Source organism: Vibrio sp. SG41-7 (genome assembly GCF_014164465.1).
Classification (GTDB): Bacteria; Pseudomonadota; Gammaproteobacteria; order Enterobacterales; family Vibrionaceae; genus Vibrio; species Vibrio splendidus.
The window spans coordinates 1-13873 of the sequence record NZ_JACJFF010000136.1 but is presented as its reverse complement, the minus strand read 5'-3'; the positions used below and the strand labels follow the sequence as shown (position 1 = coordinate 13873).

At 45.0% G+C, this 13873-nt stretch carries 15 protein-coding genes; 8 read left to right on the top strand and 7 right to left on the bottom strand.

Going from position 1 to position 13873, the window contains the following annotated elements:
- The 4 genes from H5300_RS22765 to cyoE all read left to right on the top strand — a co-directional run.
- On the top strand, positions 1 to 859 hold an 859-nt coding region (locus H5300_RS22765), incomplete at its 5' end, for a cbb3-type cytochrome c oxidase subunit I (protein WP_182796970.1).
- On the top strand, positions 849 to 1466 hold the full coding sequence (gene cyoC / locus H5300_RS22760; protein WP_259397911.1) for a cytochrome o ubiquinol oxidase subunit III: 618 nt from the start codon (positions 849 to 851) through the stop codon (positions 1464 to 1466). The genes H5300_RS22765 and cyoC, both read left to right, overlap by 11 nt.
- Positions 1466 to 1777 (top strand): cytochrome o ubiquinol oxidase subunit IV, encoded by a 312-nt coding sequence (cyoD, locus tag H5300_RS22755; protein ID WP_004736302.1) that lies wholly within the window; start codon positions 1466 to 1468, stop codon positions 1775 to 1777. Before cyoC ends, cyoD begins: the two co-directional genes overlap by 1 nt.
- 7 nt (positions 1778 to 1784) lie before the next feature.
- The gene (cyoE, locus tag H5300_RS22750; protein ID WP_004736301.1) at positions 1785 to 2657 is read left to right on the top strand and encodes a heme o synthase; all 873 of its coding nucleotides are present in this window, start codon (positions 1785 to 1787) and stop codon (positions 2655 to 2657) included.
- 77 nt (positions 2658 to 2734) lie between these two features.
- Here cyoE and H5300_RS22745 read toward each other — a convergent pair whose 3' ends face one another.
- From H5300_RS22745 to H5300_RS22725, 5 genes are all read right to left on the bottom strand, one after another.
- A complete protein-coding gene (locus H5300_RS22745) occupies positions 2735 to 3223 on the bottom strand; it encodes a hypothetical protein (protein ID WP_182796968.1) in 489 nt (162 codons plus the stop codon).
- Between the two features lie 206 nt (positions 3224 to 3429).
- Positions 3430 to 5406, bottom strand: coding sequence for an alkyl sulfatase dimerization domain-containing protein (locus H5300_RS22740; protein ID WP_182796967.1), 1977 nt, complete (start codon positions 5404 to 5406; stop codon positions 3430 to 3432).
- A 286-nt stretch (positions 5407 to 5692) separates the two neighbouring features.
- Positions 5693 to 6682, bottom strand: a complete 990-nt coding sequence (locus H5300_RS22735) for an efflux RND transporter periplasmic adaptor subunit (RefSeq protein ID WP_182796966.1) — start codon at positions 6680 to 6682, stop codon at positions 5693 to 5695.
- Positions 6682 to 7323: a hypothetical protein gene (locus H5300_RS22730; RefSeq protein ID WP_017078922.1), complete on the bottom strand. Its 642-nt coding sequence runs from the start codon at positions 7321 to 7323 to the stop codon at positions 6682 to 6684. The genes H5300_RS22735 and H5300_RS22730 overlap by 1 nt, the downstream gene beginning before the upstream one ends.
- 632 nt (positions 7324 to 7955) lie before the next feature.
- Positions 7956 to 8885, bottom strand: coding sequence for a hypothetical protein (locus tag H5300_RS22725; RefSeq protein ID WP_017084652.1), 930 nt, complete (start codon positions 8883 to 8885; stop codon positions 7956 to 7958).
- Positions 8886 to 9215: 330 nt separating this feature from the next.
- Between H5300_RS22725 and H5300_RS22720 the strand changes: the two genes are divergently transcribed.
- The 4 genes from H5300_RS22720 to H5300_RS22705 all read left to right on the top strand — a co-directional run bounded on the left by H5300_RS22720 (position 9216) and on the right by H5300_RS22705 (position 12829).
- Positions 9216 to 10151, top strand: a complete 936-nt coding sequence (locus tag H5300_RS22720) for a LysR family transcriptional regulator (RefSeq protein ID WP_182796965.1) — start codon at positions 9216 to 9218, stop codon at positions 10149 to 10151.
- 217 nt (positions 10152 to 10368) lie between these two features.
- Positions 10369 to 10746 (top strand): lactoylglutathione lyase, encoded by a 378-nt coding sequence (gene gloA / locus H5300_RS22715; RefSeq protein ID WP_102446119.1) that lies wholly within the window; start codon positions 10369 to 10371, stop codon positions 10744 to 10746.
- A 14-nt stretch (positions 10747 to 10760) separates the two neighbouring features.
- Positions 10761 to 11858, top strand: coding sequence for an alkene reductase (locus tag H5300_RS22710; protein ID WP_004736292.1), 1098 nt, complete (start codon positions 10761 to 10763; stop codon positions 11856 to 11858).
- A gap of 110 nt (positions 11859 to 11968) precedes the next feature.
- Complete coding sequence (locus H5300_RS22705) at positions 11969 to 12829, top strand: DMT family transporter (RefSeq protein ID WP_102449362.1); 861 nt, start codon at positions 11969 to 11971, stop codon at positions 12827 to 12829.
- Positions 12830 to 12932: 103 nt separating this feature from the next.
- Here the strand turns inward: H5300_RS22705 and H5300_RS22700 are convergent, their stop codons facing one another.
- Both H5300_RS22700 and H5300_RS22695 read right to left on the bottom strand, forming a co-directional pair.
- Positions 12933 to 13361, bottom strand: a complete 429-nt coding sequence (locus H5300_RS22700; protein WP_017086111.1) for a MarR family winged helix-turn-helix transcriptional regulator — start codon at positions 13359 to 13361, stop codon at positions 12933 to 12935.
- Between the two features lie 16 nt (positions 13362 to 13377).
- Positions 13378 to 13873, bottom strand: a 496-nt coding sequence (locus tag H5300_RS22695; protein WP_259397910.1) for a cytochrome b/b6 domain-containing protein, incomplete at its 5' end; no start/stop codon positions are given.

Genomic DNA, 13873 nt, shown 5'->3' with positions numbered 1-13873 from the left:
GCATAACTCGGTATTCCTGATTGCGCACTTCCACAACGTGATCATCGGTGGAGTGGTCTTCGGTTGTTTTGCAGCGATTGGTTACTGGTTCCCGAAAGCGACCGGCTTCACTCTGAACGAGCTTTGGGGCAAACGCGCATTCTACTGCTGGATCATCGGCTTCTTGATGGCATTCTTGCCGCTTTACGCTCTTGGTTTTATGGGTATGACGCGTCGTTTGAGCCAAGACATTAACCCTGAGTTCTTCCCACTACTGGCGGTTGCGGCTGCAGGTACGGGCGTGATTGCGATGGGTGTGGTGTGTCAGTTCGTTCAGATTTACGTGAGTGTTCGTGACCGCGACCAAAACCGAGATCTAACCGGTGACCCGTGGGGCGGACGTACCTTCGAATGGGCAACATCGTCACCACCACCGTTCTATAACTTTGCAAAATTGCCTAAGGGCGATGAGATCGATTCGTTCTGGTATCAAAAGCAAAGTGGTGAGTTTGATCCAACTCAGGAAGAAGAATACGAACGTATTCACATGCCGAAGAACACACCGACAGGCATTTATGTGTCTGCATGGGCGTTGGCATTTGGCTTCGCAATGATCTGGTACATCTGGTGGCTAGCGGCTGCAAGCTTAGTGGGTATCGTGGTGACGTGTATTCAACACAGCTACAACGACGATGTGGATTACTACGTGGAAGTTGAAGAGATCAAAGCGATTGAAGCGGCTCGACGTGCGCAGCTTGCAGAAGCGAAAAAACAGTCAGTGAAAGGCGACAACTCTGGTCGTGGTAACAGCGCTGACAGTGATGCTGATAGTGGTAATAACGACAATAAAGATGATTTGGAGACGACGTATGCAAGCTAATACTCCGTCACACACTTATGATCTTGCACACTCGCATGATCATCACCACGAAGCTGCGGGCAACAAGTTGTTTGGCTTCTGGGTTTACTTGATGAGTGACTGTGTCCTGTTTGCCACGCTTTTCGCGACTTATGCCGTGCTTGAGAGTGGGTCTATCGCAGGGCCGACAGGTAAAGACATCTTTGAACTGCCGTTCGTGTTTGTCGAAACCATGATGCTGCTGTTCAGTAGTATCACCTTCGGTTTTGGCATGATTGCGATGAAGCGCAAAGACGTGACCGGACTGAAGCGCTGGATCAAAGTGACTTTCGTATTGGGCTTAGCCTTCATCTGTATGGAAGTGTATGAATTTCATCACTTGATTGCAGAAGGCTATGGCCCTCAAGAAAGCGCATTCCTTTCTGCGTTCTTTACCTTGGTTGGCACACACGGTTTGCACGTAACGTTTGGTCTGATTTGGATGGCGGTGGCTTATCACCAGCTTTCAACCAAAGATTTGAACGACAACATGTCGATGCGCTTCCAGTGCTTGAGCTTGTTTTGGCACTTCCTTGATATCGTTTGGATTTGTGTATTTACCATCGTGTACTTAATGGGGGTGATGTAATGGAACAGCATCTAGACAGTGGTGCAACGGATTATGTGAAAGGCTTTATAGCGTCACTGATTCTCACCATTATTCCGTTCTACATCGTGTGGGCGCATGTGTTACCAAGCACAGAAACGTACGTGATCTTGTTCGGCTGCGCGCTGGTGCAAATCTTTGTGCACTTTAAGTACTTTCTACATATGGAAGCGAAATCTTCCGATGGGCGTTGGAACTTGGTGTCACTGATGTTTACCGCCATTGTTGTATTGATTCTTATCGCTGGCTCGGTATGGATCATCTACAACATGAACGTCAACATGAAGTTGTAGGCTAGGTATGCTGAAAAGATATCTGTCTATCACCAAACCGGGCATCATTTTCGGCAACCTGATTTCTGTTGCGGCGGGGTTCTTCCTCGCCGCAAAAACAGAACCAGCCAGTGCGATGTTGTTACTGACAACATTAGCGGGTGTGGGACTTGTGATTGCATCAGGTTGTGTTGTGAACAACATCTTTGATCGAGACATCGACCAGAAGATGAAGCGCACACAAAATCGAGAATTGGTTCAAGGAAACATCAATACAGATGTAGCGTTCGTCTATGCCTTGGTTTTACTGCTAGCAGGCACAGCGCTGCTGTTTCAGTTCGCTAATCCGATCTCTGCGGTCATGGTGTTGCTTGGCTATGTGTTTTACGTCTTTTTCTACACCATGTGGTACAAGCGTACATCGGTTTACGGCACTTTAGTCGGCAGTATTTCGGGAGCCGTTCCGCCGTTAGTGGGCTACTTGGCGGTGACTAATTACATTAGTTTGGAAGCGGTTTTGTTGTTCGCGATGTTCTGTTTATGGCAAATGCCACACTCGTACGCGATCGCTATGTTCCGCCTTCAAGATTATCGAGATGCAGGCATTCCAGTGTTACCGGTGAAAGAGGGCGTCGACAAAGCACATCAACACATGAAAGCGTATGTTGTGGCGTTTGGCGCAGTATCATTGGCGCTGTTCCTACTTGGGGAAGCAGGTTATGAATACCTAGCGGTGTCGGCAGCAGTCTGTTTTATGTGGACCAAAGTAACATTCCGCAAAGTCGATTGCCTTAACTACATCCAGTGGTCAAAGACGGTCTTCAAGGTCTCTCTGCTGGTGGTTATGAGCATCAGTGGTGTACTGGGGCTGGAGTTGATTCCGTTGCCTACGCTTTTTTGATTTAAGTTTGTCGTTGAACCCTCAATGTTCTGAAGTCCGAGGGTTTGACGACTTTTTATCTGTCCCGCTTTAAGCTATTACCCTTCAAAAATATCACTAAGCCAATCTTCAAGCTGCTCTCGTTTATCTTGTGGGCCATTGATGATCACTAAGCCGTTTAGTGTCGCGTGATCCCAGGAGATGGTGCCAGTAGCTAGCGCATCGAACACATCTAATTCAGTAATTAACAGTAGATCTTCCTCTGTAGGCAAAGTATCTCTACCTGACACATCGACACCCTTCTCAAGTTTCACTTGGCTGTAATGACCTTTAATTGCTTCGAATAAATTGAACTCAATTTTGCTTGGGTGGGGTTTCGCAAGCGCGGCCTTGATGGCAAAGACTCGAAAGTGATCCGGCTTATTGAGGTTGTTGAATTCATCGTCCTGTCTGGCTGTAATGACGTTGCCAAATACCTCGAGTGAACCGGGCTCTGTCACCAAACTAAATCCGGTATCTTGGTGAAGACCACAGGCAAACGTGAGTGAAGAAGTAAGCGAAAGAATCAGAGCAAATCGTTTTAACATAATGGTTATCGAGACCTATAACAGGGTTAAGAATCTGACGCCAGAAGCCGAACCTGACGATAAAAAAGGGACCACAAAGGGTCCCTGTATTTGTTTGTCGTCCATGTGAAGCGGTCAGCGTATTGGTTGATAGTGTGTTAGTGATTGTTTACTAACACGCTATCATCGAAGAGCTATCGCCGAAGAGCGACCGTTCGAACCCGCTATTAGCGAACGATGAGCATGATCTCTTCTGGAGTCATTGGCTTATCGAAGTAGCTCATGAATTGACCGAAGCCTTTGATGTCGCCATTCGAGAACTTGAATGCACCAGACTGTAGGTTGGTACCAATCACTTGTTGAGCGTTTGGACCCGCAATCAAGATTTGGTTCAATACTGCACGAGTGGTGTTGATTTGAACATCTGCGCCTTTCACTGCCTCTTCGTGTAACTGAGCAATGCCGTTGCGAATTTCGATAGTGAATGCTTCGTTAGTATCAGAGAAGTTGTACGTTAGCATCATGTTTACGTCTAACGAGTTTTCTGCGATTAGCGTCGACGTCATCATATCGAAGATTTGCTTACTTGGTAGCGCAGTTAGTACGTCTACAGAAGCGAAGCTGATCATGTTAGAGAAATCACGAGTACCTTCTAGTTCAGCTGCAGCATTCAATGCCCAGTTGCGCCAGTTGATGTTCACTTGATCTGCAGACCATGCTTTGTAAGCTTGTGCTTTCAGTAAGCGTGCTTCCATGTCATCTTTGTTTACCGTGATTGGGTAAGAAAGAATCTCTGCTGCAAAGGTGTAGTTCTCTGCTTTCATCGCCGCTTTTGCTGTGTCGATGATGTTGTCACGACCGCCCATGATCTCTACGAATGCTTTAGCGCGTTGCTCGTAAGCCATTGGCTCTAGCTGCCATGGATCCGCTTCGAAGAAACCGTTGTAACCTACGTAAATCTGGCGAACGGCGTGTGCAACGGTACCGTAGTGCTCACCTAACCAAGGGTGTTCTGCAAGGTGCTTAGGAAGTTTAACCACTTCAACTAGCTCGTCTGGCGTCATACCTTTGTTCATGTAACGGATAGTTTGGTCATGCGTGTATTGAATCGCATCACGGTAAGCCGTTAATACGTCAGATACCGCTTCTTTACCTTCAACAGGGCGACCGTGAGAGTTAATCATGATCTCAGTGTCGAACTTACGCATTACGTCGATGCCCTTGAACCACATTGATGGGTCACGGAATTTAGTACCACGGATGGTGTGAAGGTTAGGGAAGTTTTCGCCTTGAAGTACTTCAGCCGCGTGCAGGATTTTTTGCTCTGGGAAGTAAACCACTAGCTCATCTTTAGTTTCAGATGGCACGTTCTCGATGTGCATCTTAACGCCAGCAATTTCGATTTCGATGTGGCTTTGGCTTGGTACCAGCAGGTTTGGTTCAATGAACGAGATAGCACCTTGCATGAAACGTGGACCAAGGCCGTCGTTTACTGTGCCGTGCTCACCTTCTTCTACGTGCTTAGCACCTGTGTAAGAAGTACGGTGACCAAATAGAGTACCTAGGTTTGAAGACCAGTTAGCCACTGCTGCGGTTAGGCCTTCTTCTGCGATGATTTTTACTTCGCCTGATGCTACTTCTTCATCAGTCACCCATGCACTCACACCAGAGATGTGGTCGATGTGGTTGTGAGAATAGATGATGGCTTTAACCGGCTTGTCTGTGATTTGACGGAACTGTTCTTTAACCGATTGAGCCATTTCTACCGACTCGCCTGGATCAACAATGATGATGCCGTCCGTACCTTCGATCATGACAGGAGTGTCTAGACCGAAGCCGTAACCAAGATAAATATTGTCATCCACTTTGATGATTGCTTGGTCCATTTTACGACCGTGCTTGGTGAGGATTGGATGAACGTGATCAGATTCTTCTGTGTAAGCCAGAGAGTCGCCCGTTTTCGATACAACTTGGATGCGCTCGCCTTTGCCCCAGAATAGGTTTGACTTGTGTTCGAAAAGAACCTCACTCTTGTAGCGAGCATCAAGGTCGATGTTTTGGTATTGCGCAGCATTTGCTGTTTGAAGTTCTTGGCCTACTTTCGATGTCGCTTCTACAGTTGGAGTTGCAGATGCAAAACCAGAAGCAAATAGAGCGCTCGCAACAGCAACAGGAAGTGCCATTTTTTTGAATGTATTAGTCATGGTAGTGACCTTATATTTGGATACAGGAATTGGATTTCTTGAGCCAAATGATAGAGGTGGGAGAGGTCGCTATCTACGCGCGAACAGGATTTCAATATATCGGTTTTACGATTAATTGGATAACTAATGATTATTTTTGCGATTTATTTTGATCTAAATCAATTAGTAAGTGGGGGCTTGTGACAGATACAAAAATGCCCTGAAATTCAGGGCATTTAATTTGGAACTAATGGCTGTTATATAAGTGTTTACCGAGAACCTGAGTACTTACCGAGAATCTGAGTACTTACCAAGCACCTAAGTAAGACTTGTAAGATTGTAGGCGAACCGTTGCTGCGCCGATTACATCGATGAAGCCCCAGAACGGATGCGGCTTCTCAGCCGAGATCCAAGCCGCGCCAGTTGAACCAATAGGGATGTTGTAACCTTCTGGTTCGATGATCTCAAGTACGATAGTACGACCTAAAGCATTACCGTTTCTTACCACGTGTTGACCGACGCTTTGTGGCCCCTGAAGTGGAGAAATACTCGACTCACCGGTACCGGCATTAAAGCTGTGTACTTTTGCTCGGAACACGTGCCCTGGGTAGGCATCAACGAAGAACTCAGCGAAGTCTCCTACTTGAACATAGCCATAAGTTTGGTCTGAAATACGCATCTCAAGAAACTTTTTGCTGGTGTTGTAGAGGTGCATGTTACCCATTACAGAACCTTCAGCAATATTCACTATCGATACCTGACCGTCAAATTCCGCTCTAATGGTTTTCTTCTCTTGCGCCCAGTTCACTTTTTGTAGATCGGCTTTCAACGACACAAGTTCAGCGTACAGCACTCGAAGATCAGAGTCGTATTTTTCTACGTCACGCATATTGAAGATTTCTGGTGACGTTTCAGCACGCTCTAAGTCGCGAGTCATTTGCTTGATTTCTTCTTCTTTCTGAACAATTGAAGATTCGATCTTTGCTTTGTCTGCGGCAGAATCGATGTCGACGAGCGTGTAGATTATGTCGCCTTCTTTAACCATTTGGTTGTGATCAACAAGCACTTTGTCGATCTGCTGGCCGAAGATAGGTGACATCACCGCGTGTGGTGCTTTCACTGTGGTCGAGTTCGTTAAATCAACGGGTGCCCACAAGCGAGAGATAACCGCTAATACCGCAAGGATTGTTACGCCGCCAATGGCAGCCCACGTGTAGTTTTTGAAGTTCTTCTTAAGTGCGCCTGTCGCAAACAGTGACCATACAATTAGGATGTATGGAATCATCATCTCTTTCATTATGCGACCTCTTTTTCTGTAGGGGATGGTTTTGTTGGAGTCTTTTCTTCTGAAGCCTGTTCTTTTGAAGGCTGAGCTTCTGAAGACGGTTCTACTGGAGAGTGTTGTGTTTGAGACGGCTCTGTTACCGATTGTTCAGATGATACGTGGACAGCGGCTGTCGCTGCATTAGTCGCATCTTGTTTAGGCTGAACACCACGGCGAATAACATCACTCAGTGATTGACCAATATGTTTCCAGTTCGCCAATGCGATAACCAAGGCGATAACCCAGAATGTTTTGCTGATGAAGAGCCCGCAAAGTGACAGTGCAAACACGATTTGTACGTGAGCGCTTTTGTGTTCTTTTGCTTTATGCACACCCAGTTCATGCAACTGCCACATGCCGTAAACACCGGCTAATACCACAGCAATGGTCACAGAGAACAAGTAACCAGAGAAGTACTCCATCTGGAAGAAGTTCATCATCATTTCATTGGGATGATTGTTGAATTGAGACATGTCGATGTCTTTAGAATGGATAGTGCCTAACGGTGCAAGAGCCCATGCACCAGCAAACATCACCGCCATAAACAGGCAGAATTTAATCAAGACCATAGCAACGGCCCAGATCTTCTGGAAAACGATTTTTATAAAGTTCATATCTCAACCTACATCAATAAGAAGAGAGAATTTGCAGCCTAGAAGTCACCTTTAATGGCATCTTAAAAAGTAGATGTCTATTATGTGGGTAGATTGGTGCTCATAATAAACAAAAGTAACAGATGATATTTAAAGTGATATTGCTCAGTCCAGACAACCGATTCTCGGTATCAAGAAGCGAATATGCTCCTCTACAAATCAATTCTTATTGTTAGCCTGAAACGCAGGTTGAATGACGATGCACTGTTGAACGAAATATTAGGCTCGTTCTTTTAGCTACTGTCTTCTTTACGTGTAAACCTCGTCTGTCGAGGGGATCTTCCATGGCAATTGACATAGTGTTGTAAAACATTTGTCAGCATTCTGTTTGGGCTAAGAATTGATTTGTTAGCAGGATAATAGGAAGAGTTTTGAGCAGTATCTACCCAGAATTACGATTTGATAATATCGTAATTACGATTAGTAGTTATAACTATAAATCGGTAGGTCGATTTATTTGAAAAGGCTCATATACAGATAGAAAACATTGTTCATTAACTTGGTTTGGATCATAGAAGTCGATGAAAAGTGCTAAAAAGACTGGCCTAAAATATTAAATAAATTAGACCAGCCTGTAGGGGGATTTTAATCGATTATTTGAATGGGTTTAATGTAACAGGAGCAATAAAGAATTTCAGGTTCCAATCTGGTGCATATGGCACATACTCAGCGGGATTGGTTGTATTAACATTTGCGTCTGGTTTCATTACGTAATATTGAAGTTCTACACCCCAACGAACTGGCATTGGCCCAACCTTAAACATATCGATATAGCCTAATCCGACAGGTACAGTAAATTGGTCGGAACCATCTTTTGTCCAATCAATTTGAATATTAGGTGTCATACCAATTAACGCGGTGTTGCTGACACGATAGTTTAAGAAGTACTGGATGTCCGCTTGATTGGTTGATTCAGTAACGCTGTCGCTACCGCCTACATCCCACCATTGCTGAGCTAAGAAACCAACGTTCCAGCTTTCAATACTGGCTGGGTTACCTGTTTCTTTACCAAGGCGAGCGACCATTGCTGCAGGACCTACTTGCCACTTATCTTGCGTTAAACCATCAGTACCTGTTGGCATGATCACCGTTGGACCAACACCCCAAATCCACCCATCATCACGGTTAGGCGCTGCCAATGATAGAAAGACAGTGTCTCCCATACCGTTTGTACGTCCTTCAAAGAAATCACCGTCTTCACGATCGCCTGGTGAACTGTAGTGGTTGGCAACCAAACGGTTCACCAAGTTCCATTCTCCATCCATGATAGGTACAGGCATTACTGGTTGAAAGCTGAAGCGGTTTTGCATCTCATGGTGACCATCTTCTTTTTCTAGAAAGGTATAATCATTTTGAGTAATTAGCATCCATACGTCAGATACCGGGTTAGCCGATTTTTTTGCGGCTTCCTGAACTGAGAGTTGTTCCTTTTCAGCCAGCGCAGAACCAGAGTAAGCGATAGCCGCACCGCTTAAGAGTAGGGAAATTATTTTAGTGTTTTTCATATTGATACCGAGGGTCATTATTTTGGTGCCATTGTAGTATTCACAAAAGGAATGTATATGTACCGAACGGAAACTCAGTGTCATGTAATTTGAGACAATGTTGTGGTTTTAAAGCGCGTTGCATGAGGTACACCCCATTATTAAAGGGATTACGGAGAAGGGAGGGCTTTATTGTCTCAATATATGAAGATTTATTGAGGGTTGATGAGTGTGAGTAAAGTCTGGTTAATATGCTATTTATTAGCAAAATAATCGATGCGTTATACCTTTAATAAATGTTTTTATTGACGATATTTAATCGTTTTTACGATAGCATGGTGTTTATGGTCGCCTAACGAGTAATGATATATGAGCAACGAAATCCCCAATTTCAACCTACTTGCTGTGTTTTCTGCGGTGATGGAGCAGGGCAGTTTAAGTAAGGCTGCGGATCAACTCAGTACCAACCAATCGACCATCAGTACCGCATTAGCCCGCCTAAAAAAAGAGATTGGCCAAGAGCTTTTTGTTCGCAAAGGAAGAGGGGTTGCGCCTACGTCTTATGCCCAAAGCTTGTATGAACAAATTAAAGCGCCGATCAATGAACTCAATGGCGTGTTTCAGTCGATGACCAATTTTGATGAGCAATCTTCTGAACGTAAGTTTGTGATTTCTGCGCCCGAGCACTTACAGTGGGTGCTGCTCAATAGTTTTGCGGCGCTTCCTAATCAAAACTTGTCATTAGAAGTCTTTGATCAACCAGACAGTGATGAGCGCATTTACGAAGATCTTTTGACTCAAGAATTCGATGCGATGATCGATATTGTGGTGCCTGAACACCCAAGTATTGTCAGTGAAACACTTTATGAGGGCGAGTTTGTGATCGTGTGTCGAGCTGATCACCCGCGAATCCAAGGTGAAATCAGCGAAGCTCAGTTCCTAAGTGAAAAGCATGCCGTATTAGACAGAACACGACGCAAAGTTCGCAGTTTGAATCACTACACTTCTTTGGATCTGTCCCAACGTAAAATCGTGTTTCATGGGCGTTCGCTGTTCAGTAATATCTTGCTGTGTAGCCAATCCGATTACATCACTGTGGTGCCTTTATCTATGGCCGTGCAGTTCCAAGAAAAGTTAAGTTTACAGCTGTTCAAGCCACCCTTTGAATATCAGCCGATGTCTCACTACCTGATTTGGTTGAAGAAGCAGAACAGCGACCCCGCTCATAAATGGTTCAGAGAACAAGTCATCAGTACGTCAGATGCAATGTCGAAGGCGCTTAAAGATAGGCGTTTGCGGTTTTAATTGAGGGTCTAACTCGAAGGGAAGCATTGGCTTCCCTTTTTTGTGTCATTGAGTTCGTGCTAGTCATAACGTTCATAACAAAAAATTATCACATTGAGAATTTTTGATAATTTCCTTAATTACTCGCTGAATCGTATTATTTCACTCAGAGATTAGTGGATAACCTCCACTCAAAATAATAACGGCGCCATGCTTGTGGTGCTAATAAGGGTGAAATATGAAATTCCTACACACAATGATCCGAGTTACTGATTTAGACAAGTCTATCGAGTTCTACACCAAGGTATTGGGAATGAAGGAACTTGAACGCCATGAAAACAAAGACTACCGCTACACATTAGTTTTTGTTGGCTACGAACAAGGCGGCACGACTATCGAGCTAACGCACAACTGGGATACGAATGAGTACGAGATGGGCAGCGCGTTCGGTCATCTGGCATTGGGTGTAGAAGATATTTACTCAGCATGCGACAAGATCAAATCGCTAGGTGGCAACGTCACTCGCGAAGCAGGTCCAGTGAAAGGCGGTTCAACTCATATCGCTTTTATTACTGACCCAGACGGCTACCAAATCGAACTGATTCAACTAGGCTAATCGAGGATATAACAATGACAAACGCACTATTTCAACCAATTCAACTTGGTAATATCGAGCTTAAAAACCGTATTGTTATGCCACCGATGACGCGTTCTCGCGCAACGCAACCTGGTAATTCAGCAAACGACATGATGGCGGCTTACTACGCTCAACGCGCTTCTGCAGGTTTGATTATTGCGGAAGGCACACAAATTTCCCCTATGGGTCAAGGTTATGCTTGGACTCCGGGTATCTATTCTGATGAGCAGATCGCGGGTTGGAAAAAAGTCACGGATGCAGTGCATGAGAAAGAGGGCGTTATCTTCGCTCAACTTTGGCATGTCGGCCGTGTAACACACCCAGATAACATCGGCGGTGAACAGCCAATCTCGTCTTCTGCACTTAAAGCAGAAAACGTAAAAGTATTCATCGATAACGGCACTGATGAGCCGGGCTTTGTAGATGTGGTTGAACCTCGTGAGATGACGAAACAAGACATCAAACAAGTGGTTGAACAGTATCGCCAAGCGGCTTTGAACGCGATTGAAGCGGGCTTTGATGGTATCGAACTTCACGCCGCGAATGGTTACTTAATCAACCAATTCATCGATTCTGAAGCAAACAACCGCACCGACGAATACGGTGGTTCAATCGAAAACCGTTTACGTTTCCTAGGTGAAGTGGTTGAGGCTATGGTTGAAGCGATTGGTGCTGACCGTGTTGGTGTGCGTCTTGCTCCGTTCACATCGTTGAATGGTACCGTTGATGCTACGCCAGTCGAGACTTACACAGCGGCGGCAGCACTACTTAATCTATACAAAATTGTTTACCTACACATTGCAGAAGTTGATTGGGACGATGCACCTGAAACACCGAAAACCTTTAAATCAGCAGTACGTAATGCTTACCAAGGTGTCCTGATTTATGCGGGTAAATACGATAGCGAGCGTGGCGAAAAAGCGGTTGCTGAAGGCGTAACTGACATGGTTGGTTTTGGTCGTCCATTCGTTGCTAACCCAGATTTACCAGCTCGTATTCAAAATGGTTACCCACTTGCGGCGCACGATCCAAACACGTTGTTCGGCGGTGCTGAAAAAGGTTTAACGGATTACCCAGAATACGCAGGCTAAAAACAGCTGCCTGAAGCCGAGTATTGAGATAGTATCTTGATCCTGTTGAATGTTTATAAAAAGCAACCTTGCAGAGTCGGGTTGCTTTTTTTGTTATTGGACCAAGTAAAATGATGAAAGCGATGCGCGGAGAGCTTTACCTCCTATTTGCTACCCTGTTAGCTGGGATTGGATGGATTGCATCTAAGCTGGTGGTATTAGAAATGCCGGGGCCAGTGTTCATTGGTGTGCGATTCCTCGTCGCGAGTTTGATTCTTCTGCCGTTTTGTATTCATCACATTCGTAAGCTTTCGCTTAAGCAGGTTCTTTCTCTTTGCGGAGTGGGTTTGCTGCTGTCTGCCTCATTGCAGGTATGGGTATTTGCAGTTTCGGTGACTGAAAGCTTGTCGGAAGGGGCATTCATCATGAGCTTAGCCATGATCATTGCACCGTTTGTGTCTTGGATTTTTTTTCGAGTTAAGCCTAATCGTGCGTTTTGGATGTCTTTCCCTATCGCGATTATCGGCATGCTACTGCTGACTTTGGGCAACGGCTGGCATGTTGAGCAGAGTCAGGTTTACTTCTTGTTAGCATCGATGTTGTTGTCTGTTCACTTTGTGATGAACAAGCGTGTGATTACCAATATCAAGCCTATCGCATCAATTTGTGTGCAGCTGTTTGTAGTGGGTGTGAGTGGTTTAGCCTTTGCTTCTATGACAGCTCAGCCGGAGTTCGAAATCACCAAAACCTTAGTCTTCTGGTTTATTGTCTCTGCGGTGATTGCAACATCTATTCGTTACTTGCTGCAAACGGTCGGTCAGCACTCCGTGAATATGGAAGTGGCGGCATTGATCATGATTCTTGAGCCTGTGTGGACGCTGCTGTTAAGTGTGAGTGTGCTTGGCGAAAGTGTAGAGATGCAGAAGCTGCTCGGTGGAGCGGTGATCATTGCTTCACTGTTTTGCTATATCAAATGGTCGAGACGAAAATAAAACACTCGGCGCAAGGCCGAGTGTTGGTTGTTTTTTAATACACGTTCAGAGTGTAACAAGCTTTGCTAAGCAGTGAGATTGGTAAGCAGCGAGCGCGGTAAGATCAGATTGCCGCGACTACTTTCTGAAGTAGCTTGAGCATTTGCTGCTGTTCTTCAGCATCTAACTCGTTCATCAACGCTTTGTTTAAACGAACTGGGATAGGAACGAGTTGTTCTTCAAGTGCTTTGCCTTTTTCCGTTAAGTAAATTCGGAAAGAACGGCGACTGTTTGGATCGGCTCTGCGTTCCACCAGTTCAAGTTTTTCTAACTTGTCTAATGTACGTGTCGTTGTTGAATTCTCGACTTTGGATTTCGCAGCAATATCACGCTGAGTCACACCTTCTTCTTCCCAAAGACACATCATGGTTGGCCATAGTGCAATGCTTAAGCCATGTTCCTTCAATTCCGTGTCGAAATCTTTGGTCGCTTTATTGGCGATCACATTGATCATCCAACCAAAGCTTTTTTGTCTATCAAACTCTTCTGGCATCTTTCGCTACCTAATTTTACTGTGATATTACAACTATTGTCATCGTAACTAATACCGATGCAATTAGCACCAACAACGCTTTCCTATTTGATGAAAAAGCCAATTGACTGCCATTTCTGAAATAATCCGTTGACGCTGAATGGTTTTGTTTGCCTGTGATCATGGCAAGAACCAGCGGTTTTGAACGCAGTTTGTAGATGATAATAGCCACCAAGTGCAGTACCACAAAGACCACTAACATGCGTGCGGCAATGCCATGTACCGTACATAACACATCGAATACTGCATCAGTAATCACGCGTTCCGAGCCTGGAATCGCATCAAAGAAACCAGCAATAACAAGTCCAGTCATACATTGGACAAACAGAGTCGTGATCATTCCTATCACAAAGTGAAGCGCGTGAGGGTGCGAAAACCATTCTCGAAGAAATCCTAGATGAAGTGAAGGCTGCTTCAGCGACGCAATAGAAAGCGTTGTTAGGATGAATGTTATCCGCTGTTTATTGGCAGCG